The sequence below is a fragment of the Spiroplasma endosymbiont of Thecophora atra genome (assembly GCF_964019735.1).
GTDB classification, from domain to species: Bacteria; Bacillota_I; Bacilli_A; order Mycoplasmatales; family VBWQ01; genus Spiroplasma_E; species Spiroplasma_E ixodetis_A.
Map to the genome: position 1 here is coordinate 497535 of NZ_OZ026464.1, position 25308 is coordinate 522842.

The window sequence follows — 25308 nt, forward strand, 5'->3', positions numbered from 1 at the left end:
GATAATAAAAATTAATTATTTGTCAACTATAATTTTTATTATTTTCTTGACGTGTATAATCCCCATAACTTATATATTCTATAATGTGTTTTATCTTTAAATATATATTTTATATAATTTTGATTATTATTATTTTTATCTGTTATAATTTCTCCTACTTCTTTTCAATTTGAACCACTTGGAGTTGGTTGTGGTTGTTTTTCTAATATTTCATTAATTGCTTGTAATAATTTTTTATTTTGAGTTTTTAATATTTGATATTCATTATTTTCTAATAAATCCTTACAAAGTAATGAATTTTCTTCATCATTTAATGAAACTTCATTTGTTTCAGTATTATATTTAAAATAATCATTTGAAAATTTTTTATCTTTTATTTTTTCTTTTAACTCATTAATACCACCAACAATAGTTTTATTAGTAGTTTCTAAATTAGGATTTTCAGTACTAAGAGCATTAATAGTAAAAGCATATGAAAATTTATCTATATCCACTTTATCTTCTAATTTTTTATCAATTTCTGATTTATTATAATAATTAGTTAAATTTGCACTAATGGTATTAGTTTCATCAATATTAATATTTGAACCAACAGTTAATTTATCTTGTTTTTTATCTAATAATTGATTAGTTTCTTGTTTATTATAATAGTTAGTTAAATCTGGAATTTTACTATCAACATATTCTTTAGTTGTAGCATCACTTAAAAATGTAGGGGTACCAACATCAATAATTCTTTTTCCATTAACATCAATACCTTTATAATCTTTTGACTTTATAAAATTAGGATTATCTTTATCAACTTCTCATAATGAATCAATATTACTATCAACATTAAATTTTAATTTAGGTATAGTATCACTAACATCTTGAATAGTAATACCAGTACCTTCAATTAATCCCATTTTTTGTAAAAATGTTTTATTACCAGAATCTCAAGTAATAACTCTTGTATCACTTTCATCAAATATACTAGGTGTATTAAAATTATCTGTATTACATGAAATAGGATTATTAATTGCTTTTCTTGGAGTATGTAAATTTGCTTGTTGTAATAAATTATATACTTCCATTAATACATAATCTGGTTCACTTGGTGGACTAATACTACTTGATAAACCATTACCACTAATAGATACTGAACTTCTTATAAATGCCATTCCATCAGTTAAATAATATATAGTCATTCTTGCTGTTGCTCTTTTAACTAATTGTTGTTGAGTTTCATTAAGATTTTTAAATCCTATTACTTCAATTTGATTACCAGTAATAGTATTAATTCTTTCACTTGAAATAGCAATTGCCATAATAGTAAAATCAGTTTTAGTATTATCAGTAGTAGTTTGGTCTGCATCTGGTATAAAACCATATATAGTTTTTAAATCATCTTTTGTAATATAATTTAAATTTACATTTCAATCAATATTATTTTTGTTTTCCATAATCTTTATACCTTCCATATCCTTGTACTGCTTGTGATTTATTAACCGTACTAATAACTGATTTATTAGGTTTAGTTACTGCTCTATTTAATTGACTAACATTTTTTCTAACAGTAGAATTCATTTCTTTTCTAGTTTTATTAACTCCACCTAAATACTCTCTAATAAAAATACTATTAGCACCCGTACCATAAGCACCCATAGATTTACACATATCAATTCAAGTTTCTCTTCAAACATTAAAATAATCATATGATTTACTTAAATTTGTTCTATATGTTAATGTAGCAATACCATACGTACCAGATTGTGCTTGTACTACGGGAGTTCATATACCACCTGTTAATGCACTACTAGAAAGATTTACATAAACTCCAATCATACTGTCATAATCTTCTTGTGTTAAAGAATTCATTATTATTTCTTTACCTTTATCCATTAATGACTTACCATTTAAATATTGTTTTTGAATATGTTGTAATTTAGCAATATTATTATTAGTAATATGTGTCATTATTTTTTTATGAATTACTGGTAAATTTGTTAATTTTTGTAAAACTTGTTGAAATTCAGCTAATTCTTTTTGAGATTTACCTTGTCCTAATACTTTTAACATTAATTGATTTTTTAATATTCCTGCTGGATTTTTTAAAAAACTATTAAATAATGAATTACTTTTTTTAAATTTTTCTATTAATTCAGCAGTTTGTATATCACTAACAGCAGTTTCTAATATCATTCTTAATAATAATATAATAGGCATTTAAATTACTTCTTTATTACTTCTTTGTAAAAGTTACTTGTAAAGAACCATCATATAAAGTTTTACCTTCAACATTTGCACTTGTTGCTGTTAAATTTGAAAAATTAGCATTACCTTTTTGATAATTAGGATTTTTAGCAATAACTGCTTTTTCTACTTCATCTGCAGTTGGAGTATCACCAGCCATAGTTATTTTTCCTAAATTAGTAAATTCAATTGCTGTGGCAATATCTATACTTGAAGTAACTGTAAATCCTTTAACTAAATCTGGACGTAATGCTTTACCTTCTGAAACTAAAAACTTATGAAAATTCTTAACATTACCATTTGTTTGTAAAACAAAAGTATTATCTTGACCACGATTAAATGGAAATGCTATTGATTCTTTATGAACTAATACAGCATCACATCCTAAAAAATTAAATGATTCTTGTTTATCAATAACTCCAGCAGGATAATTTCTTCCTAATCAAGGACATTCTATAATTTTAATACCACCAATTTCTACAATTTTACCATCTTTTAATGCTTGTGAAGCACTATCACTACCTAATGTAGTTATTGATAATAATACTAATGGTTTAAAAAAACTAGATACTCATAATACATAATCTTCTTCATCTGTACCAATATATTCATCAGTAATTCTTGCTTTTAATGTTGCTAATGTATTTGATATTTTTAATCATAAAAGCATTCTATAATCATCTATTTTTGGATTACTTGGTAATGCAATATTAATAATTCCATTATCTTTGGCTGTTTTAACTGCTAATGCTAATAATTTTGCTACTAAATATATTTCTACTGATTTTGCTTTTGCATCAATTCAACTTGATGCTAAACTATCTGATACAAGAACATTACCATCCTCATATCTTGCACCTAATAACTTTAAATCTAATGTTTCTTCTTCAAAATTAATTTCTTTCTTTTTATTTAAAAGAATTTGAACTGTATTCACTGCTGTTAGATTATTGGCACCAGCACCTGCTGTATAATCTTCAGTAGGATTTCTTTTCGTAATATTATAAATAGCAGTACCAGCATCTAATTGTTCTCTATTTTCTACTGTTGCATTAATTAATGCTACTCTTTTTGATAGCTAAATTGTAAAGGTAAGTGCAACTAAATTATTTTTCTATCCAAATATTCGATTGGTGAAAGATAATTTAGTATTTTTCTTGGTCTTTGGTTTAAAGACAATATAAATTTATGAACTTCATTTTTATTAGTTTTTGAAAAAATAAATTTTTTAGGAAATTTTTCTCTAATTAAACCATTAGTATTTTCATTAGTACCTCTTTGTCAAGGTGAATATGGATTGGCAAAATAAATTTTTATATCTAAATTTTTTTCAAGTTGTTGTCAATTTGAAAATTCTTTGCCACGATCAAAAGTAATAGTTTTAACAATGTTTTTAGGAAGAATTGATAAATAATAACTAACATTTTTATTAATAACTTTAGTAGTTCTGTTTTTAACTAATATTGCTAAAGTAAATCGTGATACTCTTTCAACTAAAGTTATTAAACATGATTTGCTTTTACCTCGTGATGATACTATAGTATCTCCTTCTCAATGACCAAGTGTTATACGATCATTAACATTTATATCTCGTTCTTTAATTGATTTACCATTAAACTTGCCACGATTTTCTTTAGATTTTCGTTTTTTACCTTTTCTTCTTAAATTTTTACTAGTAACTTTATCAAGCATTCCAAAATAAATTCAAGTATAAATTGTTTTAAAACTAATAACTCACTCTTTATGAAAATTTTTAATTCTGCCATAAATTTGTTCAGGTGATCAACCTAATAGTAATTTTTGTTGTACATATTTTACTAAATTCTTATTTTTAAACTTATGAAAACTAATATGTGATTGTTTTCGATTTTCAGCTTTATTTTGTGCAATTAATGAAAAATAATGATTATTATCTTTATTTCTATTAATTTCTCGAATAATAGTACTAATACTTCGATTAAGATTTTTAGCTATTTCACTAATTTTAAATTTAAATTTCAATTGATTCTCAATATAAATCCTTTCATCTATGCCAAGATGTTTATAACTCATATAAAAACTCCTTACTTTTTTCTAAACTAAATTTAGCATTATGAAATTTTTATATGAGAATTTTTTGCAATTTTATTTACTTGCACTTACAAGTATAACTCAGCGATAATAAAACTTTTAAATTTTTAATATATTTTACTGATAAATCTAATTTCCCAGTTGGATTACTTGGGTCATTAATTGTTGTTGATTGTGTTGTAATAATTGCCATATTTTTAACCTACCATTCCTATTTTTCTAGTATCTACTTCATCTTCTTTTTCTTCTTTAAATTTATCTTTTACATCTAAAGAATTACTAATATTTGTATCTTTATTTTTATTAAATAAATGTGGAAAATCTTTATTTAATAATGATAATTCTTCATCAATATCATCTTTATCTCCAAGATATCTTTTTAATAAATTAATATTTTCTTGTGATAAATTATATTTTTTATAACTTTCTGAATGTCTAATTTCTCTATCTTTATCAGTTTTTTCTTTATATAAAGCATTATATTTTTCTTCTAATTCTTTATATTTATTTTCTAAAGTTGGTTCTTTAACTTCTTCAGTTTCTGGTTCTTTTGTATCTTCAGATTCAGATTCTTTTTCAGTATTTTCTTCTGATTTTACTTCTTCTTCTTTAGTTTCTTCTTGTTCATCTTTTTCTTTTTCTTCCATAGTATTACCTTCTTTCATTAATATTTTAATTTCATTACTAGGGTAATTAATAAATTTTCTACTTCTAATTTTTTTAGGTTATTATCATTAATTACTTTTAAACTTTCTATAACAGCATAAATTTCATTAATTGTTTCATTTACCATAATTACCACCACCTTTCTAAGTTGAACTTTTGGGATTAATTACCAATGACGTAGTTTAAAGATTTCAATTAGCATTAGCAAATCCAGATTTTAGAATTTTTGTAGGTGCATCAAATGTAGTTATAAATTGATATTCAATGATAATTAAATTATCATCTTGACTTTGATATGCTTTTGTTTTAAAAGCCATTATTTTAAATCATGTTGATGAAGGTATTGTGTGACCACTACTTGGAGTATCATTTGTTCATAATAAATCATTAATATATATATTATTTAATCTTTCTGCATTTGTTAAAGAAGCAGTTTGACTAATTGGTAAACTAGTACGATTATTTATATTAAATATCCAATTATTATTAGTATCATTATGATTTCCAGAATTATTATTATAAATAATATCCTTATCTTGAAAAAGGGCAGTATCATTTTGGTTATCTGGTAAATTACCAATATCATTTAAATTTATTTTAATAGGTGTAAATCAACTTTTTGAATTAGTATAACTCGGATTATCTGGAGAAAAATTTCAATTATCTTTCATATTTAATGTAAAATTAAATGTTATACTTTCATAATCTTCTTTAAATTTATCAACATTATCATAACCATATTGATTTATATAAATACCAATACTATTATGAAATTTACCTTTAACATCTTCTAAAATATGTGGTCTCATTTGAAAAATATCATTTAGTGATGCTTCTAATGTTCTATTAATATCATTATTAATCCCATATTGACTTTGATTACTTAAATCAATAAATATAGGATGTGCTCTTTCTATTAATGGTGGTGGTTGTATTGCTTGTGGATAATTAAATGGTTGGTCAAATTTAAAAGTATTATTTGCTAAAATAAATGTATTTTGAATTAATCTACTATTATTACTTGCTTTACCAACTGTTTGATAAGTACCACTTCAAATACTAAAATTATCATTAATAGCACCACTTCTATTATCTGGCATTGAATAAAATGTGATTTTAAAATTACTTTTACCTACAACTTTAATATCAATCATATCAATTGCTCATTTTAATATATTTTTATTAGTAAAATCTGATTCCTTTAATAAAGGATTAATATCATTATCTGGTGGTAATAAATATATTTGTGTTTTATCAGTTTTATCTAATTGAACTAAATTATCAGTTGTAAGATTATAACTATTAATACTAGTATTATCATTAATATTAAATTTTGACATTGCTAAACTATCAGTTAAATTAAATGTAAATGATGTCATATGACTTGCTGTTCCAGCAACAGATTGAATAGCATCTGGAGTATCATTTCTAAATACATCGAATGGAATTAATGCTGGATTAGTACTTTGTGAACTATATAATAATGTTGTATAAAAATTATATAATTCAGTAGATATTAAACCATTGATATAAGGAAATTGAGGTATTAATAAATTACTACTTAATTTTGCTCCAATATCTAAACCACCAACAAAAGCATTCATAAATGAGCCAAATATAGGTATAGTATTAAGATTAATTTTAATAGTTTCTCTGATTGTTAACGGTATTTCACTAATAGGATTATAAATAAAATAATGTAATGCATTAATAGTATTTAATTGTTTAAATTTATTATTATTCATATTATAATGAGTATTACCAATAAATTTTTTATTATTTTTATTATAATATTGAAAATATGGATTACCAGCCGTTGCATAATTATAATTTTCAATTTCTGCACCATTTAAAAAATTATTATCTCAATAATTTACTAATCTATTTGATACATCAACTTTATTAGTATTTTTAGTTTTTTCAACATTAGTTCTTAAATGACCTTCATAATGTTTAGTTGCACCATCATCATAATTTGGTGCAATTACTTTTTGTCAATCTGAATAACTATCCATAACACTCTGTCCTTGAACAGTTAATACATAATTAGTTTCTGGTAATGCTTGAAAACTTACTGGGTCATATGTACTACATTGATATTCTCATGGAAATAATAATTTACTTGGATATTGTCTATATTTATGTTGTTTAGTATTTTCAGGATTATTATCAATCTCTCTACCTCATAATGCTATTGAAATAGGTTCTACTGAACCATAAAAAGATATTTGACAATGAGTAACTGGTAAAGGTGTTAAATAATTTGAATCTAAAATAATATTATTATTTTCATCTAATGCTGGTAATGCTACTGGGTCAGCAGGTGCACCTAATTGTACATATTGATTAATTGCTAATCCACTATGCGCTAATTTATCATTTAAACTACTAAAAGTACATTGAATATAAGCCAATTCTTTATTTTCATTATTATATGTTTTACTAGCAACTTCAAGAATATATCATTGTCTATCAACTTTAATACTTTTATCAGTATTTATAACTTTATTAATTTCTGGAATCATATATAACTTATATAAATTTGAAACAATATTATTAATAAAATTAAAATTCTTTTTTTCATTTGGAATATTAATAACTACATTTTTAATTGCTTGTTCTTGAATAAAAGCATTATTTGCTGGTGTTGCTGAATAAGTAATACCTAATTGGTCTGATAATATATTCCCATAAAACACATCACCAATTTGTAATTGTTTATATGCTTCATCTGGATTATCTTTATTTTGAATAGGATAATAAGAATGGTCTCAAACTGCTTGTATTGCTTCTCTACCAGTAAATATTTTACTAAATGAAGTATAATCATTAGGAATGCTAGTTGGTGGTTTATAACCAGTTTCTGTTGAATTTATAGCACCTAAAATAATAGTAAAAGGACATACACGAAATTGTAAATCTTTATTTTGTGTAAAATCTTTTTCAATTTCACCAGTTGATTTTCAAACTGTTTTAATTAATTGATGATTTATTTTCGGTATCATTTTTAGTTTCTTCTAAAAAAGTATTATTAAATTCAATTTCTTCTTTTTGATATTTTCTATTTTCTTCAATAATTTGTTGTGCTTCTTCTTCACTAACACCATATCTTTTTACAATAATTCTTTTAATATTAGTAATACCTAATCTTAATTCTGCTTCATCAATTTCAAGTGATTTTAATCTATCTGTAATAGTATTTTCTTTAATTTCAAATGTTCATTTAGATTTATCACCATCTAATTCCATAAGAATAAAACATCTTTGCAATATTTCATTTCAATCATTTTGATTTAAAGTTCTTTTAATTCTTGTAGTTTCCATATCTCTTGAATTAGTAATTAATACTTCTGCTTCAGTTTTTTGACTTGTAGTATCATTTACTGGACTATAGCCACTACCCTCAAATGCTTTATCAATAATAAATTGTATAAATTCACCATATTTATCTAAAATGGGATTACCTTATAATATTGCAATTGGTGGTGTTCCACTAGTACTTCCCATACTTCTTAAATTTGCTTGTAAAATAAATTTACCTATTAATTTTTTTAAATCAAAAGCAGTTTTAGATTGATTTATTTCTTGTTCAGTAATATCTAAAAATACACGAGTTATATTACATTCAAGTTCATGTTCAATTGATTCAAATGTTTTATTTAATAATTTTTGTAAATTTTTAATTGGAGTCATATCTGGATAATAATCACCAATAACTCCACCAAAGAAATTCTTTTTAGGTAAATTTTGCATAAATTTAACTGGAATAATACCTAAATTATGATTTTAAATTAATGGTAATTGTAAATCTTTACTTATTTTTTCTTGTAAACCATCTAATGTAACTGTATCACTAGTAAAATATCTAATAATTTGATTTGGAGTATATGTTGTTTTAACATAAATATTTTGGTCATCATATTGTACTCTTGACCATGTTGATGCACTATATTCAGTTTCTAATACTCTAGCTACTCTTGATTGAGCATATGGTTGAGCAAAATTTAATGCTATTCTTCCAGTTTTACTTCTATCAATTTGAACAATACTATAACCATAACCAGATTTAATATGACAATCTTGATAAAATAAACTATCAAAATTATTTCATTCTTTTAATTTTTCAATAGCATTTTTATATTCTGGATGTTCACTTGTTAAAGTATAACCATTACCTCATAATAATTTACTTGCATGATTTGCTATTATTTCTTGAAGATTTATCATACATCACTTAGGAGTTAATATTTCAGTATTATGATTATTCATATGTTACTTCCTTTCAAAATAAGGATTTATATTTGCACTTAAATTTCTAATATATGGTTCTATAGCATAATCAAATGCATCTCGTAAATGGTCATTACCCGCTAATGGTATTTGTTTAATACTCTTAGGGTCTCATACAGCCAATCTAAATTCATCTAATAATGCTTGTGCATTCATACTAATATTTAAGCGTTCTGATGCCATTAAAGCCACATTCTTACCTATTCTAAATTCAAGTCTTAATTTCACACAATCTTTAAAATATAGCCATGAATTAACTTGATATTTAATTGCTGTATCATTTAACATTTCAATAAATGTATAATTACTAAAATCACAATATACAGTTAAACCATATTCATATAACAAATTATTTTCTTTTGCTAATTTAATATAAAACTCAACTACTAATCTTGCTAATTGTTTATTATCATAACGAATTAATTTATTTTCTATTTTTAATGAATCAATAACATTAACAAATTTAAAATTATAATCAAATCCTATTAATAAACATGCTAAAGCATCATCTTTAAATCCATAATCTAATCCAGCACTAAAGCGATAACTTGGTTGTAATAATCTACTAATTTTATGAATTAAATGTGAATATATTCCACCAGATTCATAACCTACTAAACCATGACTTCTGACTCTTGCAGATATTGGGTCTAGAGCTTCTAATTCTAATAAACTTTCATCTTCATGTTTTGGTAATAAATAATTAAGTTTTCAATTTTGATAATGAACAATTCTTTTATCTTTTTCATTAAAATAAAATTGTTCATATTCATTAATTATTTGTTTTTCATTTTGTGGACAATAAGTAACTACATTTTTAATATAATAATTTAAAATACTTCAAGGATTACAACTATTAATTTCTAATAATTGACTATAACCACGAATAGCATCTGCCATATCTTGTCAATCTTTTTCAGCAATTTGATGTGCTTCATCAACATGTCTAATTACATAATCATATTTTGAATTATCTGGTAAACCAGTTAATTTAATTTCACTATTATTTTGTTTATATAAAGCACGACATTCAATTTCACTATCTTTATATTTAATAGTTTTACGTGTTTCAGAAAGTGTATAATCTAACCCAATTGCAAATAATACTCATCTATTTTTTAATTGATTTCAAGTATCATATAATTGTTCACTCATATTTCTAAAAACATAAGTTTTAACTTTTGTATTAGGTAATACAGTTGCTTTACATTCAAAATCAAAATCTTGAATAGTTTTACCAGATTTACGACTACCTAATTGGTCAATTCTTTTTACAGTTAAAGATTTTTTATAATACATTTGTTTTAAAATATCATTAAGATATCCAAAATGTTCTAACATTTATTTTTACTCTTATTTTCTAAACTAATTGCTATAGGGGTGGTATTATCATTATTTTTTATATCAATTTTTGTAGATAAATGATATTTATTAACATATGCTCTTTCTAAATATCATGAAGAATTAGAAGAATGTGACTTTAAATATCTTTGTAAATTTAAGTGTTCAATTTGAGAATGCGCTCAATTAATTTGTTGTAAAAAAGTATTTCTCTTTTTTTCTTTTCATTTTTTTAAAGTATTTTCAGTTATATCTAAATAAATTAACATTCCTAATTTAGTAGGTATTTCATCAAAATCTTTACAATGAATAAAATAATTTTCTAATGCTTCTCTTAATTTTGTAGCATTATTAAAAATTGTTCTTATTTTTATTTTTTCTTCTTGCACATAAAAATCTCCTTTCATATGCTTTAAAAACATAAAAATTTATGCTATAATTAATATAATCTTTAAGTTAGAACTGGGTCGTAATAACTTATTAACTTTATTAATTACTTCATATACTTTTTTATTTAATTTTTATAATATAATTATAACAAAAAATAGCATTATACTGCTATTTTTTTATTTACTTTTTTTAATTTGATTTTAAATTTAAACATTTTTTTAATTTTATTTCCTAAATTTTTTCAAAATTTATATTCGGGATGTTGTGATTTATACATAATCATACAACCAATAAAAGTACCTACTATAGGCAATGAAATTGTTATCAAAAAAATACCAAAAATTTTATCATTATTACAATATTTAATTCCATAATGTATTAATAAAATTCATGTCATTTCTACTACTATTATTAATAATATCCATAATGTTCTTTCTAACATTTTTATTTTCCTTTTCTATTTATATTTTTCTTTATTGTACATTATTTTATTAAAAAAGAAAAGATAACTAATAAAAGTTATCTTTTAAACGTAAATAGAATTTGCAGTTTATTTTATCGTTTTTTAATATTATACTCTAAAATCTGAAATCACTAATATTTTAGCAAAATATTTTCAAAAAATCCATGATTATGATGAATATTTTTTTCTAAATAGAAATAAAAATCAATATAAAGTTGCTTGAACATGTAATAGAACAGTAAATACTCCAATTGGAATAGGAACTTTTAGACAAAGAGTTTATTGAGATGAAATAAATAAAAAACATTATTATCCAATTTATGAAGAATTTGGGATTAAAAAAAGAGCAAGAATTACTAATGATTTATATTTTGAAATATTAGATAATTTAATTGAAAATTTAATAAGTAAAAAAGGTTATTTTAATATTCAATCAGAATTTAAATATACTTCTTTTTCTAAAAATCTTATTTCAAGAATTTTTAAAAATGCAAAAATTGAAAAATTAATACCAGAACAAAAATTTAAAGTATTAGATAATGAAAAATTAAATATATGTGCAGATGATGCTTATATAACTTGTTGAGATGAAAATGGTTTAAAACAGCAATATTGTTGTAGACTTTTAACTTTTAATTTAGGTAGAAAAGAAATTTATTCATATAGAAATAAATTAGATAAGAAAATAACTTCATTTATGTTATTTAAAACTAATAATGCTCCAAAACAAGAAGAATTACATAATTTTACAATGCAAACTATTAATAATCATTATGATATTAAATTAAATATATTTGCTATTAATTGAGAATATAATAATTATAATGTAGTAGTTGCTGGGGATGGTGCATTATGAATTAGAGCAATGGCTAGTTGATTGGGTTGTTATTATATTTTAGATAAATATCATGCTTATAGTTATTTATGAAAATCTTTTGTTAATGTTCGTGGTAAACATCAAAAGAAAGCACTTGATTGAACAAAGTATTTAGATGTAACAACTACTTTTTCAAATGGTAAGTATAATGAATTAATTACTATTTTAGAAAATAATCATAATAAAGTTACTAAAAAAACTTATAATTATTTTAAAAATAATGAACAAGGAATTATTAATCAAAATGCTGATTGAAATATTGGTTGTAGTGCTGAAAGTGATGTATATCATTTTTTAAAATCTTTAACTAATGGAGCAAAAATATATCATCATCAAACATTGAATAATATGTTAATAGCAAAAGCAAATTATTTAAATGCTAGAAGTTATCTTAATAGTACTTAATAAGTTAAAATTTCATATTTTTTATTCTAATTTTAAAATTAGAATTTTTGTGTTGTTTAAATGTAATTTTATAATTATATTTTTTAATCTTTTTAAAATTTATGGTATAATTTAATTAACAAATCATAGAATTTGCAGTTATATTGTTAATGTTACTTCATAGTTCTAAGGGTTAATCTCATACGTCCTTTGACAACCGCCCTTTTATATTTATTGTAAAATTAAAATTTTATTTAATTTTTAATTAATATTTTTTAAATTTATTATTTTATTTTAAATAAATTTTTACTATTTTAGTGGTTTTTTATTTTTTTATTATAAATTATTTTTAATTTTTTTAGATTTATTTGAAAAAATATTAATTAAACACTTTCTATTTTAAATGATTAAAAGTAAAATAATGTTTTTTTAATAAAACAAGAAATAAATATATTAATAGTTTTAAAAAAACTACTAAAATATTTTTAAAATTTAATGGAGGATGAAAATGCAAACTTTTATTGGAATTATAGGTTATTTAGCCGGAATATTATCTATTATAACATTTATTCCACAAGCAATAAAAACAATAAAAACTAAGGAAACTAAACATATAATCTTATCAACTTATATAATTTATAATATTGCTAATCTTTTTTTCTTGATATTTGGAATACTTTCAGTAACATTACCAGTAATGTGACCAGAAGGTGCTGATACTCTTGAAATTGCAATTTGAGGTTCTACCTTAATAATACCGTATACAGTAACAATGACTGCAACTAATTGTATTATTTATGTTAAAGTAAAAAATATGAAAACGTTGGGCGAAAATGCTAGAACTTTGGAGGAATAAAAATAATGGCAAATACTGAATGATGAATTATTACTATAATAGGGATTATTGGAGCACTTATTGCTGTTATAGCATTTTGTCCACAATCTTTAAAAACAATAAAAACTAAAAAAACAGATGGTATTTCTTTACTTACATTTATTCTTTATACAACAGCTAACAGTTTATGAGTATTATGGGGCATTATTCATTTATCATATCATGGCGGATCTGAATCAACAATTTTAATGAAAGATTTAGTTATAATTTGTGCTAATACACCTTGTGCAATATGATCAGGAATTATTCTTGGTATTAAAATTAATAATATGTATAAATATGGTGAAGATTGTAAAAAATGAAAAGGTAAAGTAAATATAAAGAGCAACTTTTAATAGTTTAGTTTTTATTAAAAATAATAATTTATTACTAAAAATGCATTGTAATGATGCATTTTTTAATAGTTATAATAGTAAAATACTTATCAAAATTAAAAATAATAATTTAAGTTATAATATATGTATAATTAAAAATTTTGTGGGGTTAAATAATGATAATTCAAAATGATGTTTATAAAATTCTAGTACAAGTAATCCTAGAAAAAGGTCATTGTAATGTTTTATTAGCACAAATGATGCGAGATAAAAATCTAACATTATCAGAAAAAGAAGCAATTGAAAAGATAGTACTAGGAACTTTAAAAAATCAAATTTATTTAGATTATATATTAAATCAAATATGAAATGTTTTGAAATCAGTAATTACTATTCCTTTTCACATAACTATTTTATTATGAATAGTTTTATATGAAATCTATTTTTTAGAAATTACTAATAAAGAAATTTTCATTGAAAATACTTTAAAAAAAGTAAGCACCATTGATAATAAACTAACATTTATTATTTCTAAAGTATTAGATTTATGTTTTACTGAATTTAGATCAGAATTTAACTTACAAAAAGAAAGTAAACAAAATATTAAATTAATTAAATATAGTTATCCTAGTTGATTATATTCTTTAATAAAATCACAATTTAGTATTAATATTGCAAATCAATTGATAAAAGATAACTTAAAAATGCCATTAATTAGTTTTAGAGTTAATACATTAAAAACTACTGTTAATAAAGTGTTAAACAATGAAAATTATAAATCTTTTAACTTTTGTTTAAGCGAGATAGTATCTGATGGTATTATTAGTTCAAAGTCAATTTTTAACACAAAATTATATGAAAATGGTGAAATTATTAAACAAGACCAAGCAAGTATGCTAGTTAGTCATTTTTTAGATCCACAACCATATGATGAAGTATTAGATATGTGTGCAGGAATTGCTAGTAAAACAGCTCATATGGCAGCTTTAATGTCTAATCACGGTAAGATAGTTGCTTGTGATATCAATGAAGAACGATTAAAAATTGGTGCTACTTATTTAAAAAAATTAGGCGTAACAAATACTGAACTTAAATATGGTGATTCTACAATATTGGATTTTAATAATAAGTTTGACAAAATTTTAATTGATGCTCCTAGTACTGCTTGAGGTTTAATTAAAAGAAAACCAGAAGTTAAACTTATCAATTGAAGTAAAGAAGAAATTAATCACTTAATTACTGTTCAAGCAAAATTATTAAATAAGGCTTATCAACTTTTAAAACCCGAAGCGATAATTGTGTATGTTACTTGTACTTTCAATATTAAAGAAAATCAAAATCAAATTGAGAAGTTTGTTAAAAATCACGCAGATATGACAATCATTGCAGAAAAACAATTTTTTGGTTTTAATAACAATACTGATGGATTTTATATTTGTAAATTAAAAAAAGGAATATAGGGGGTCAGTTTATGAAAATAAATGCTAGTTATAAAACAGATGTTGGTAATTATCGTACAAATAATCAAGATGCCGTTTTATATTTAACAAATAATACGGGACAAGTTATTGGTGTTGTTTGTGATGGTTTGGGTGGTCATAAATGTGGTGAAGTGGCAAGTAATATGGCTGTTAGTATGTTAAAAAAATTTTTTGAAACAACAGATTTTACTAAATTAAAATACGATAAACAAATTCATGCATGATTACAAGAAAAGATAGATATTATTCAAATTGAAATGAATAATTTTAGTTTAAGTAATGAACAAGCGCTTGATATGGGAACAACTATGGTAATAATTTTAATTACTAATAACAAAGCTTATTTAGTAAATATTGGTGATTCACGTATTTATCAATATAGTGAACAAGGATTAAAACAGTTAACAGTTGATCATAATATTTTAAATCTATATTTACAAAAAAACACAACTAAAGAATCAAGTGTTGATTTAAATCACACTTATTGAAAGGCATTAACTAGTGCTCTTGGTCCACGTAAGCCATTAAAAACCGATATTTTTCATTTACCCTTAATAATTCCATCATATTTTCTTTTAACTAGTGATGGTGTTCATGATTTTTTAGAAGAATATGAAATAGTTAATATATTAGAAAAAAATGGAAATATTAATAACAAAGTTAAGTTATTAATTAAGCAAGCATTACTTAATGTTTCAACTGATAATGTTACTGTATTATTAATGGAAATAAAATTTTAGTCTTTTGACATTTTTGTGTAAAATATAAATTATAAATAAGTTAGTAATTTTTAAAAAATAAATTTAAAAGTAATGGTGAAACTAATGGAAATAAATAAATTATTGAATAATCGTTATTATATTTTAAAAATTATTGGTTCGGGTGGTATGGCTAAAGTTTATGAAGCACAAGATAAATATTTAAATCGGCAAGTTGCTTTAAAAGTAATTAATCCAATTTCATCACTAGATGACTTAATAAAAGAACGATTTTTGCAAGAAATTAGAGCAGTATCTAGAGTTAGACATCCCAATGTTATTTTGGTATATGATGTTTTTATTGATAAGAAAGATTGATGCTTAGTTTTTGAATTATTAGAAGGTAAAACATTAAAAGAATATTTAAGTAATTATTCAGTTTTATCAGTTAATGAAGTTATAGTTATTATGAAAGAAATTTTAAAAGGGGTTAATGCGTGTCATGCAGTCAATATTATTCATCGTGATTTAAAACCCGAAAATATTATTTTAACTAGTAGTGGAGCAATTAAAGTTTTAGACTTTGGTATTGCTGTTATTGATGATTATGAAGTTAAAAAATACGCTAATCAAGTTGTAGGAACAATGAAATATATTGCTCCAGAAGTAGTAAAATTTCAAAAACCAACAATTCAAAGTGATATTTATGCTTTAGGTATTATATTATATGAATTATTAGTTGGTAAACCACCTTTTTTTCATAAAAATCCACAAATATTAGCGGCCAAACATATTAAAGAACCAATGCCATTAATTCATGAAATTAATAAAAATATTCCACAAAGTTTAGAAAATATTATTTTGAAGGCAACTGCTAAGGATATTAATGATCGCTATCGGACAATTAGTGAATTGAGTAATGATTTAGATTGTTGTTTAAAAACGGAAAATAAAAATAATATGTTATTTAAGAAAAATTACTTAAATTCACAAAAATTAAAAAAACCATTTTATTTAAAAAAAGAATTTTTATCATCTTTAATTTTAATTATATTATTACTTATTGGTGTTATTATAAGCATATTAATTTTATATTAATTGGAGGACACTATGAACTTTAAACAAGGAATAGTTATTGGAGTTGCAAATAACTTTGTTGAAGTAAGAATTGAAAATCAAATTTATTCTTGTTTAATCAAAGGAAATTTAAAATTTCAAACAACAAAAATTTTAGTTGGTGATTATGTTAAAGTTAATTTTAAAGATGATAAAAATCCTTTGGTTGAATCAATTTTACCTCGATTTAATGAACTATATCGACCAAGCATTGCTAATGTTGATCAAGTATTAATTGTTAGTTCTCTTGTTAATCCTTTTCTTAGTAGTTTTCTATTAAATAAATTATTAACTATTTTTAATTATTATCATTTAAAAATAATTTTAATATTTACAAAAATTGATTTGGTAACTAAAGATAATGAAGTTTGAACAAAAGTTAAAGCATATCAGAATTTAAATTTACCAGTAATTTTTATTTCAAATGTTAAAAAAAATGGTATTGAAGATTTAAAAAAAGTTTTTACAAACAAGTTATCAATATTAACAGGTACTTCAGGAGTGGGAAAGAGTTCAACTTTAAATAGTTTGGATAATAATTTAAAACTATGAACACAGGATATTTCTACAAGTTTAAATCGTGGTAAACATACCACAACTAAAACTCGCCTTTATTTTTTACATGATGGTATTATTGCAGATACACCTGGTTTTTCGGTCTTTCAATTGCAAGGTTTAAGTAGTATTGATATTGCTACTAATTTTCCTAGTTTTACTAATATTTGACAAAATTGTAAGTTTCGTACTTGCTTACATCAGCAAGAACCAGAATGTGCAATTAAAAAAGCAGTTGCAAATAAAATAATTTCTGGTTTTTTTTATGAAGATTATTGTAAAATTTTAATAGAATTCAATAAAGTTAATAATTTAAAATAAAGGATGGTAATATATGAAAAAAGAAGTAACAATTGCCGCTAGCATTTTAACTGCTAACTTTCTATCTTTAAAAGATGATTTATTAAATTTACAAAATGCAGGAATTAATTGAATTCATTTTGATGTTATGGATCATCATTTTGTTGAAAATTTAAGTTTTGGTGCAAAAATATTAAGTGATGTATGTAAATTTAGTTCTAATATCAATATTGATTGTCATATGATGGTAAAGATAACAACATTAAAAGTATGTGATTATTTAAAACCATTTATAATTTTACCGCAAGTTAAAAATATTACTTTGCATTATGAAGCATTAACAGAAGAACAATTAAAAGAATTCCTGCAATGAAAAAACCCTGGTTTTAAAAAAGGAATTGCCATTAATCCTGATACACCAATTTCAAAAATTTATGATTATTTGAAAGATCTTGATACAATTTTAATTATGAGTGTGCAACCAGGTGCGGGTGGACAACGTTTTTTAGATTTAACTATTAATAAAATTAAAATGTTAGTAAAACATATCGATAATAATTTTCCAAATATTACAATTGCTGTTGATGGTGGCATTAATAATTTAACAGCAAATGATTGTATTACTGCTGGTGCTAATTACCTAGTAGCGGGTAGTTATTTATTAAATAGTGATAATTCAGTAAAAAAACAAGTTGCGATGTTAACAAATTATGAAAAATAGTGATATTAAACAATTAGTAATTGTTTGTCGTGATTATAATTTAAATTGAGAACAATTTATTAATCCAATTTTTATTGGTGTTGAAACTGGTATTTTATCATTATTAAAATATAAAAAACCAATTAAGTTTATTTGTGGTGATAATGATACCGTTAATAAACAACAGTTAAAGATTTTAAATGATCAAAGTAAAATACATAATTTTGAAATTATTACTTTTAATAAAGAAAAAGATTTTATTGATAGTGAACTTGCGATAGTTACTGCAATTTCCAAAAAAATTAATTTTCAACAAATAGTGATAGTAAGTGATGGAATACGTTGGGATATGTTACTTGCTAGTATTAATATAATAAAAAAATATGAATGTTTTAATCCAATTTTATTAGGTGAAAATAATTATTGTTTTTTATTAAAAGCAAAATCAGAATATATTTTTTACAATTGACAATTAACATATAAATATATTTCTTTTTTTAGTTTAGACAATGAAGAAGTAATTTATAATTTTAGTGGTTGTAAGTTTTATCCAAATCAGGATATTACTGTTACTAATAATAGTACACAAACTATTAGTAATGAATTTAACAAAAAAGAAAGACCAAAACTAATTATTAAAAAAGGAAAATGTTTAGTTTTTTTACATAAATAATTTTTTAAAATTTAGAAAAACTAATTATTATTTTATGCCAAAAGTATATTAATAAAATCTTAAAAAAAGATAGTATAATAAAAATCATAAACTTAATATAAGTTTTATAACCCTTATTTTTATTAAAAATAAATGGGTTTTTTTTATTTTTTAAAAGAGGAGAAATTAAAAAATGGTAAAAGAAAAAATGTTATCTGCAACAAAGTTAATAAAAAAACTTGAAAGTATAAAGTTAAAATATCAAAAACAACATAATACTCAAATTCCTTATTTTAAAAGAATTATTGAAGAATTAAAAGGAATATTTTTGGTTGCAGATATTCCTAATGTTATTAAAAATCTTAAATATCTTCAATATAATTGTGGAAAAAGTACAAAAAAATATTCTGATAAAGCAATAATGCCAATTTTATCTTTGTTTACTGTAACTATTAGTTTTTTAGAAGCACAAGCAAATAAGGGAACATTGTCAATAGATTTTAAAAATATATATAAATATGATTTAAGTAATGTTTTAACTACTTCAGAAGATAAGTTATTTGTATTAGGTTTACAAACTGATTTAGAAGTTGAAATAAAGCATAGAGATAGTTCTAAAAGTTTAGATGATTTAACACTATATGATAGTTCAGACATTAGTGAAATTTTTAAAGAAATGCAAGAAAAAATACATGATTTAAAAATACTAAAAGAAGCTAAAAATAAAATATGTGGACAAATTAATAATTTTAATTTGAATTTCAAAAATGAAAAACAATTATCAAGAAGATGGTGACATTGACCACTTAAATTTTTGACTTGTGGAATGTGAGAAAGTAATAAAATTAAAGCAATTAATAATAAATATAGTAAGGATAGTTTTGATAAATTAATTTGCGAACATAATGGATTAAATACTAAAATTAATAAGTTAGAAAGTGATATTGAAATTTTAAAAACTAAAGTTAATAAATTAGAAAAGAAAACTAAAATATTAGGAAGTAGTAGTTTAAATTATGGTAAAAAATGAAAATCAATAAATGATTTAGATGAACATAATATTGTAGAAAAGAGTTTTTCATATCAAAATTTATTATAAGACGTTATTATTTGGTGATAATTTATTTTTTTAATTTAAAATAAAAATTAATCTCTTTAAAATTTTATTTTTAAAGAGATTAATAATATTTTTTGTTAAAAGGATATAATTTAAGCAATAAGAAATAATAATTATAAAATTATTTTAAATTTTAGTAGTTTTAGATATTTTACTTGGAAGTAATGTTGTGGTTGTAATTCCCATTAGTAGTAATAAAGGTCATTCAAATTCTAATAATGTATCTAAGTCTAATTTATTTGTTAATAAAAAACCTAAATATAAAACTACTGTCAATAAAAATGCAAATATTATTGTTAATAATTTAATTATAAAATAAAATTTAAGTTTTTTTAATTCGTATTTATCATTTTCAGTTTGTTCATCATTTTCTTTTGAATTCAAATTATTTTTAGTTTGAATATCAATCGTTTCGATAGTTTTTTTTAATTTTTGATCATTTTTATTATTTGTTTTTTGAATCTGCTTTTGTTTCATTTTATCCTCTTTTTTTAATTTGCTGAGTTATACTTGTAAGTGCAAGTAAATAAAATTGCAAAAAATTCTCATATAAAAATTTCATAATGCTAAATTTAGTTTAGAAAAAAGTAAGGAGTTTTTATATGAGTTATAAACATCTTGGCATAGATGAAAGGATTTATATTGAGAATCAATTGAAATTTAAATTTAGTGAAATAGCTAAAAATCTTAATCGAAGTATTAGTACTATTATTCGAGAAATTAATAGAAATAAAGATAATAATCATTATTTTTCATTAATTGCACAAAATAAAGCTGAAAATCGAAAACAATCACATATTAGTTTTCATAAGTTTAAAAATAAGAATTTAGTAAAATATGTACAACAAAAATTACTATTAGGTTGATCACCTGAACAAATTTATGGCAGAATTAAAAATTTTCATAAAGAGTGAGTTATTAGTTTTAAAACAATTTATACTTGAATTTATTTTGGAATGCTTGATAAAGTTACTAGTAAAAATTTAAGAAGAAAAGGTAAAAAACGAAAATCTAAAGAAAATCGTGGCAAGTTTAATGGTAAATCAATTAAAGAACGAGATATAAATGTTAATGATCGTATAACACTTGGTCATTGAGAAGGAGATACTATAGTATCATCACGAGGTAAAAGCAAATCATGTTTAATAACTTTAGTTGAAAGAGTATCACGATTTACTTTAGCAATATTAGTTAAAAACAGAACTACTAAAGTTATTAATAAAAATGTTAGTTATTATTTATCAATTCTTCCTAAAAACATTGTTAAAACTATTACTTTTGATCGTGGCAAAGAATTTTCAAATTGACAACAACTTGAAAAAAATTTAGATATAAAAATTTATTTTGCCAATCCATATTCACCTTGACAAAGAGGTACTAATGAAAATACTAATGGTTTAATTAGAGAAAAATTTCCTAAAAAATTTATTTTTTCAAAAACTAATAAAAATGAAGTTCATAAATTTATATTGTCTTTAAACCAAAGACCAAGAAAAATACTAAATTATCTTTCACCAATCGAATATTTGGATAGAAAAATAATTTAGTTGCACTTACCTTTACAATTTAGCATTTATATAGTAATAAACACTTATAGTATATCAAAAATAATAATTAAATAAGATAAAAAAGTATAAATGTTTGTTTTTGTTTAATAAACACTAAAAATTTACCTTTTATTAAGTAATTACACAAATTATTTATAATGTAATTGATTTATTTAATTCATCATCATATTCTTTTAAAAGTTGTTTTGAATCGTTTATAATTTGTTTTATTTCTGGTGAATATTGTTCCATTTGTGCTTGTGATACTTCGAACCTCCCTATTCTTATTAGTTCAAGTTCAATTTTTTACTAATTTTTTCTTCTTTTAATTCAGAAGAACAAGATCATAATGATAATGGTTCATCTGAAAATAGCTTGCTTTCTAATTCTTTGATTTCTTTTCAAATATTTTTAATTTTTTCTTCAATTTCTTTAATGTTCATTTTTTCTTTTTTACGTTCTTCATTTAAATTTATTATATATTCTGTAATTCCAAGTTGGTCATCATTAATTTCAAAAAATGTAATTAAAGATGTTAATATTTTGATGCCAGTATTTTTGCTATTTTTTATTATTTGTGCAATATTTGGAAAATCTGTTTTAAATTGTGTTCAGTTTTTTGATTCTTGTTTATTTTCATTATCTTGTAATGGTTTTTCTTCAAATGTTTCGAATTCTTGAGATTGTTGAAGATTTTCCTCATTAACTTTTGTATCATTATCTAAGATTATAGTTTCAAATATTTTTAATAAATATTCACCTGGTATTTTTTTGTTAATATTTTTTATTGCTTCTTTTTTTCTTTTTTCTCATTCATTTTGTAATAGTTTTTCTTTTTCTATATAAATTAAAGGCATATCTTTTAATCTTTTTCCTTTCTTTAATTTTAATTTAATAAAAAACCTAATATAAATAAATTTCTATATTAGGAATCAACTTTTATTAAATTATAAATAAATATTAGCATAAAAAATAATTATATTTATAAAGTTAATACTTAACATGAATAAATGTAAATTATAGATTTATTAATGTATAAGGTGTATTAAAATTAAGATTAGCGTAGTCAATTTTCTTATTTTTATGTAGAAGTAGTTATTTTATCAAACTAGGAATCCTTTACATTATTTATTGTAAAAATTAAAAATTATTAAGTTACAAAATGATAAAATTAATATATAAAAAGTAAAGGAGGAAGTAAATGGAAAAAATTGGTGCTGCAGTTTATTTATATTTAGCAAATTTAGAAGAAATTAAAAATTATACCGAATTATTAGCCAAGAATAATATTAGAACTATTTTTACAACTTTAATTAGTTTTAAAAAAACAGATTATGAAAATTTAAAAAAATTAGTAGTATTAACACAAATTGCTAAAAAGTATAATATGCATGTTTTTGCAGATATTAATATTGAATTTATTAATGAATTTAATCTGAATCTTAATAAACGACTTGATTTCATAAAGTTTTTTAAAATGTATGGTTTATCGGGTATTCGTTGCAATGAAGGAATTGATATTAAACATTAAGCAAAATTAAGTCAAAATCGTTTAAATTTTAAAATATTTATTAATGGTTCATATGTTGTTAATGATATCAACTACTTAATATTATTTTATAAAGCTAATGTTAATAACCTTATTAGTTGTTATAATTTTTATCCACAAAGATATACCGGTGCTGATATTGACTTTTTTTGTTTAAATCAATCTGAAAGCGTTGTTAATAAAATTTCATTTGCCAGCTTTGTTACATTATTAGGAAAAGATAAAATTGGACCTTGAAAATATAATGATAATTTACCAACATTAGAACTGCATCGTGATTGACCATTGGTAACACAAATTCGTCATTATATTGCTTTATGCATTGATATGATAATTATTGCTAACCAGTTTTTAACAGAATATGATTTGAAAATGATAAATGAAATTGATTATAAAAATTTATCGTTAAAAATTGAGTTAAATTCTAATATTACTGATACTGAACAACAGATTCTTTTTGACAAAAATATTCATAAAGTTAGATCTGATTTAGCACGAGATATAATTCGTAGTGTTATTTCTCGAGTTATATATCAAGAATTGGATATCCCCGCTAACAATACTAATCAATGATTAGAAAAAGGTGATGTTGTTATTCTTAATAATAAAGCATAAAATTATCGCGGTGAATTACATATTATTACAAATAAAATTAAAAATGATGGTATTCGTAACGTTGTTGGTAAACTTTCTAAAGAAGATTTAAATTTTATTCTATTTTTAGTGTCAAATCGTTCATTTAGATTTATTTTATAAATAAATTTTTATTTTATTTATTAAAAACATAAACATTTAAAATATGATAAAATCATTAAGTATTATTAAATAATAGTTAGTAAGTGTGAAATTTTAAAAGATAATCTTACTTTTAATTTTTTTTAAAATAAAAAGTTTAATATTGTATAAAAATATTGATAATTTTTTAATTTACTAATATAATTGTTAAAGTAAAATAAAAAATAGGAGCTGACATGAATGCATTCAGTGAAAAAATCACCATCATCAGACAACAAAGAAAACGAAGAACGAACAAGTAGTGAACAAGAGTTTCAACGTCTTTTAAAAGGATTTAGTAAAAAGGCCCAAGAAACTAAAAGAGCAGAAAAAAGACATAAACATTTTCTTTCTGCGCGTGATGAAAAACGCGAAAAACAAAGCGTTGCTGCTAAAAAGAAAAAACATCGTAAGTAATAAAAAGGAAAAAATGGTAATCACTGTTAATTATTATTGGCGGTGATTTTTTATATGAAATATCCTTTTGTTCAACAAGAAACAGAAAATGATTGTGGTTTGGCATGTCTTGCTATGATATATAGGTTTTATTTTAAGAAGAAGTTATTAATTAATGACATAAAAAAAGATATATTTTTAACAAAATTGGGAATTAATCTTTTAGAATTAAAACAATTGGCTAGTAATTATAATTTATTATTAAAATCTTATAATATTAATTTTGATAAATTAAAATCACTAATAATTGTTAAACCATTAATTATTCAAATATATAATGCTAATGTTGGATTTCATTTTGTAGTTATTTACAAAAAGAAAAAAAATAAATGACTGGTGGCAAATCCAGAAGATATTGAACTTAGTTGAAAAAATATTGAAGATTTTGCAAAAATTTTTTACAAATGTTGTTATTTCAACTAATATAATAAATAAATTCTT

At 22.3% G+C, this 25308-nt stretch carries 29 protein-coding genes and 1 pseudogene; 14 read left to right on the top strand and 16 right to left on the bottom strand.

All coding sequences use genetic code 4. From position 1 onward, the window contains the following. Window positions 1-38: 38 nt before the first annotated feature. The 14 genes from AACL05_RS02825 to AACL05_RS02890 form a co-directional block, all read right to left on the bottom strand. Window positions 39-1442, bottom strand: a complete 1404-nt coding sequence (locus AACL05_RS02825; protein WP_338986210.1) for a hypothetical protein — start codon at window positions 1440-1442, stop codon at window positions 39-41. Next, window positions 1426-2205, bottom strand: coding sequence for a hypothetical protein (locus tag AACL05_RS02830; protein WP_338962448.1), 780 nt, complete (start codon window positions 2203-2205; stop codon window positions 1426-1428). Before AACL05_RS02830 ends, AACL05_RS02825 begins: the two co-directional genes overlap by 17 nt. A 16-nt stretch (window positions 2206-2221) precedes the next feature. After that, window positions 2222-3169, bottom strand: coding sequence for a hypothetical protein (locus AACL05_RS02835; RefSeq protein ID WP_338986211.1), 948 nt, complete (start codon window positions 3167-3169; stop codon window positions 2222-2224). A 164-nt stretch (window positions 3170-3333) separates the two neighbouring features. Further along, window positions 3334-4284, bottom strand: coding sequence for an IS30 family transposase (locus AACL05_RS02840; protein ID WP_338960236.1), 951 nt, complete (start codon window positions 4282-4284; stop codon window positions 3334-3336). Window positions 4285-4360: 76 nt separating this feature from the next. Beyond that, window positions 4361-4495: a hypothetical protein gene (locus tag AACL05_RS02845; protein ID WP_338986212.1), complete on the bottom strand. Its 135-nt coding sequence runs from the start codon at window positions 4493-4495 to the stop codon at window positions 4361-4363. Between the two features lie 4 nt (window positions 4496-4499). Then, window positions 4500-4967 (bottom strand): hypothetical protein, encoded by a 468-nt coding sequence (locus AACL05_RS02850; RefSeq protein WP_338986214.1) that lies wholly within the window; start codon window positions 4965-4967, stop codon window positions 4500-4502. Continuing rightward, entirely contained in the window at window positions 4967-5095 is a 129-nt protein-coding gene (locus AACL05_RS02855) for a hypothetical protein (protein WP_338962454.1), read from the bottom strand. Before AACL05_RS02855 ends, AACL05_RS02850 begins: the two co-directional genes overlap by 1 nt. 55 nt (window positions 5096-5150) lie before the next feature. Then, entirely contained in the window at window positions 5151-7973 is a 2823-nt protein-coding gene (locus AACL05_RS02860) for a hypothetical protein (RefSeq protein ID WP_338962457.1), read from the bottom strand. Further along, window positions 7942-8292, bottom strand: a complete 351-nt coding sequence (locus AACL05_RS02865; protein WP_338986216.1) for a hypothetical protein — start codon at window positions 8290-8292, stop codon at window positions 7942-7944. The genes AACL05_RS02860 and AACL05_RS02865 overlap by 32 nt, the downstream gene beginning before the upstream one ends. Window positions 8293-8433: 141 nt before the next feature. Then, complete coding sequence (locus AACL05_RS02870) at window positions 8434-8721, bottom strand: hypothetical protein (RefSeq protein ID WP_338986217.1); 288 nt, start codon at window positions 8719-8721, stop codon at window positions 8434-8436. A gap of 33 nt (window positions 8722-8754) precedes the next feature. Further along, window positions 8755-9237, bottom strand: a complete 483-nt coding sequence (locus AACL05_RS02875) for a hypothetical protein (protein ID WP_338962462.1) — start codon at window positions 9235-9237, stop codon at window positions 8755-8757. Between the two features lie 3 nt (window positions 9238-9240). After that, window positions 9241-10599, bottom strand: a complete 1359-nt coding sequence (locus AACL05_RS02880; protein ID WP_338962464.1) for a hypothetical protein — start codon at window positions 10597-10599, stop codon at window positions 9241-9243. Continuing rightward, complete coding sequence (locus AACL05_RS02885) at window positions 10593-10988, bottom strand: terminase small subunit (RefSeq protein WP_338986218.1); 396 nt, start codon at window positions 10986-10988, stop codon at window positions 10593-10595. The genes AACL05_RS02880 and AACL05_RS02885 overlap by 7 nt, the downstream gene beginning before the upstream one ends. Before the next feature lie 161 nt (window positions 10989-11149). Further along, window positions 11150-11431 carry a hypothetical protein gene (locus AACL05_RS02890; protein ID WP_338962469.1) on the bottom strand — a complete coding sequence of 94 codons (282 nt, stop codon included), beginning with the start codon at window positions 11429-11431 and terminating at the stop codon, window positions 11150-11152. A 718-nt stretch (window positions 11432-12149) separates the two neighbouring features. On the opposite strand from AACL05_RS02890, the gene AACL05_RS02895 reads away from it, so the two are divergent. The 10 genes from AACL05_RS02895 to AACL05_RS02940 all read left to right on the top strand — a co-directional run bounded on the left by AACL05_RS02895 (window position 12150) and on the right by AACL05_RS02940 (window position 20523). Further along, window positions 12150-12734 carry a UPF0236 family transposase-like protein gene (locus AACL05_RS02895; RefSeq protein ID WP_338962472.1) on the top strand — a complete coding sequence of 195 codons (585 nt, stop codon included), beginning with the start codon at window positions 12150-12152 and terminating at the stop codon, window positions 12732-12734. 487 nt (window positions 12735-13221) lie between these two features. Beyond that, window positions 13222-13569 (top strand): SemiSWEET family sugar transporter, encoded by a 348-nt coding sequence (locus AACL05_RS02900; protein ID WP_286642184.1) that lies wholly within the window; start codon window positions 13222-13224, stop codon window positions 13567-13569. A gap of 5 nt (window positions 13570-13574) precedes the next feature. Next, on the top strand, window positions 13575-13943 hold the full coding sequence (locus tag AACL05_RS02905) for a SemiSWEET family sugar transporter (protein WP_174481526.1): 369 nt from the start codon (window positions 13575-13577) through the stop codon (window positions 13941-13943). A 155-nt stretch (window positions 13944-14098) separates the two neighbouring features. Then, entirely contained in the window at window positions 14099-15382 is a 1284-nt protein-coding gene (locus tag AACL05_RS02910; protein ID WP_338962481.1) for a methyltransferase domain-containing protein, read from the top strand. Window positions 15383-15393: 11 nt separating this feature from the next. Further along, window positions 15394-16143, top strand: coding sequence for a protein phosphatase 2C domain-containing protein (locus AACL05_RS02915; RefSeq protein ID WP_338962483.1), 750 nt, complete (start codon window positions 15394-15396; stop codon window positions 16141-16143). Between the two features lie 84 nt (window positions 16144-16227). After that, complete coding sequence (locus tag AACL05_RS02920; protein ID WP_338962486.1) at window positions 16228-17199, top strand: serine/threonine-protein kinase; 972 nt, start codon at window positions 16228-16230, stop codon at window positions 17197-17199. Between the two features lie 12 nt (window positions 17200-17211). After that, a complete protein-coding gene (gene rsgA, locus AACL05_RS02925; protein WP_338962489.1) occupies window positions 17212-18093 on the top strand; it encodes a ribosome small subunit-dependent GTPase A in 882 nt (293 codons plus the stop codon). 13 nt (window positions 18094-18106) lie between these two features. Next, the gene (locus AACL05_RS02930) at window positions 18107-18793 is read left to right on the top strand and encodes a ribulose-phosphate 3-epimerase (RefSeq protein ID WP_281749492.1); all 687 of its coding nucleotides are present in this window, start codon (window positions 18107-18109) and stop codon (window positions 18791-18793) included. After that, window positions 18783-19445 carry a hypothetical protein gene (locus tag AACL05_RS02935; protein WP_338962493.1) on the top strand — a complete coding sequence of 221 codons (663 nt, stop codon included), beginning with the start codon at window positions 18783-18785 and terminating at the stop codon, window positions 19443-19445. Before AACL05_RS02930 ends, AACL05_RS02935 begins: the two co-directional genes overlap by 11 nt. Window positions 19446-19617: 172 nt before the next feature. Continuing rightward, a complete protein-coding gene (locus tag AACL05_RS02940; RefSeq protein WP_338962496.1) occupies window positions 19618-20523 on the top strand; it encodes a hypothetical protein in 906 nt (301 codons plus the stop codon). 144 nt (window positions 20524-20667) lie between these two features. Here AACL05_RS02940 and AACL05_RS02945 read toward each other — a convergent pair whose 3' ends face one another. After that, window positions 20668-21018 (bottom strand): hypothetical protein, encoded by a 351-nt coding sequence (locus tag AACL05_RS02945; protein WP_338986219.1) that lies wholly within the window; start codon window positions 21016-21018, stop codon window positions 20668-20670. Between the two features lie 125 nt (window positions 21019-21143). Between AACL05_RS02945 and AACL05_RS02950 the strand changes: the two genes are divergently transcribed. Beyond that, a complete protein-coding gene (locus tag AACL05_RS02950; RefSeq protein WP_338986221.1) occupies window positions 21144-22088 on the top strand; it encodes an IS30 family transposase in 945 nt (314 codons plus the stop codon). Between the two features lie 287 nt (window positions 22089-22375). Here AACL05_RS02950 and AACL05_RS02955 read toward each other — a convergent pair whose 3' ends face one another. After that, the gene (locus AACL05_RS02955; RefSeq protein WP_338986222.1) at window positions 22376-22945 is read right to left on the bottom strand and encodes a hypothetical protein; all 570 of its coding nucleotides are present in this window, start codon (window positions 22943-22945) and stop codon (window positions 22376-22378) included. Between the two features lie 344 nt (window positions 22946-23289). Here AACL05_RS02955 and AACL05_RS02960 point away from each other — a divergent pair. The 3 genes and pseudogenes from AACL05_RS02960 (at window position 23290) to AACL05_RS02970 (ending at window position 25290) form a co-directional block, all read left to right on the top strand. Continuing rightward, window positions 23290-24393: pseudogene (locus AACL05_RS02960) on the top strand (MupG family TIM beta-alpha barrel fold protein). Window positions 24394-24612: 219 nt separating this feature from the next. Further along, entirely contained in the window at window positions 24613-24828 is a 216-nt protein-coding gene (locus tag AACL05_RS02965; RefSeq protein WP_338962504.1) for a hypothetical protein, read from the top strand. Window positions 24829-24882: 54 nt separating this feature from the next. Further along, window positions 24883-25290: a cysteine peptidase family C39 domain-containing protein gene (locus AACL05_RS02970; RefSeq protein ID WP_338962507.1), complete on the top strand. Its 408-nt coding sequence runs from the start codon at window positions 24883-24885 to the stop codon at window positions 25288-25290. The last annotated feature ends 18 nt before the right edge of the window (window positions 25291-25308 follow it).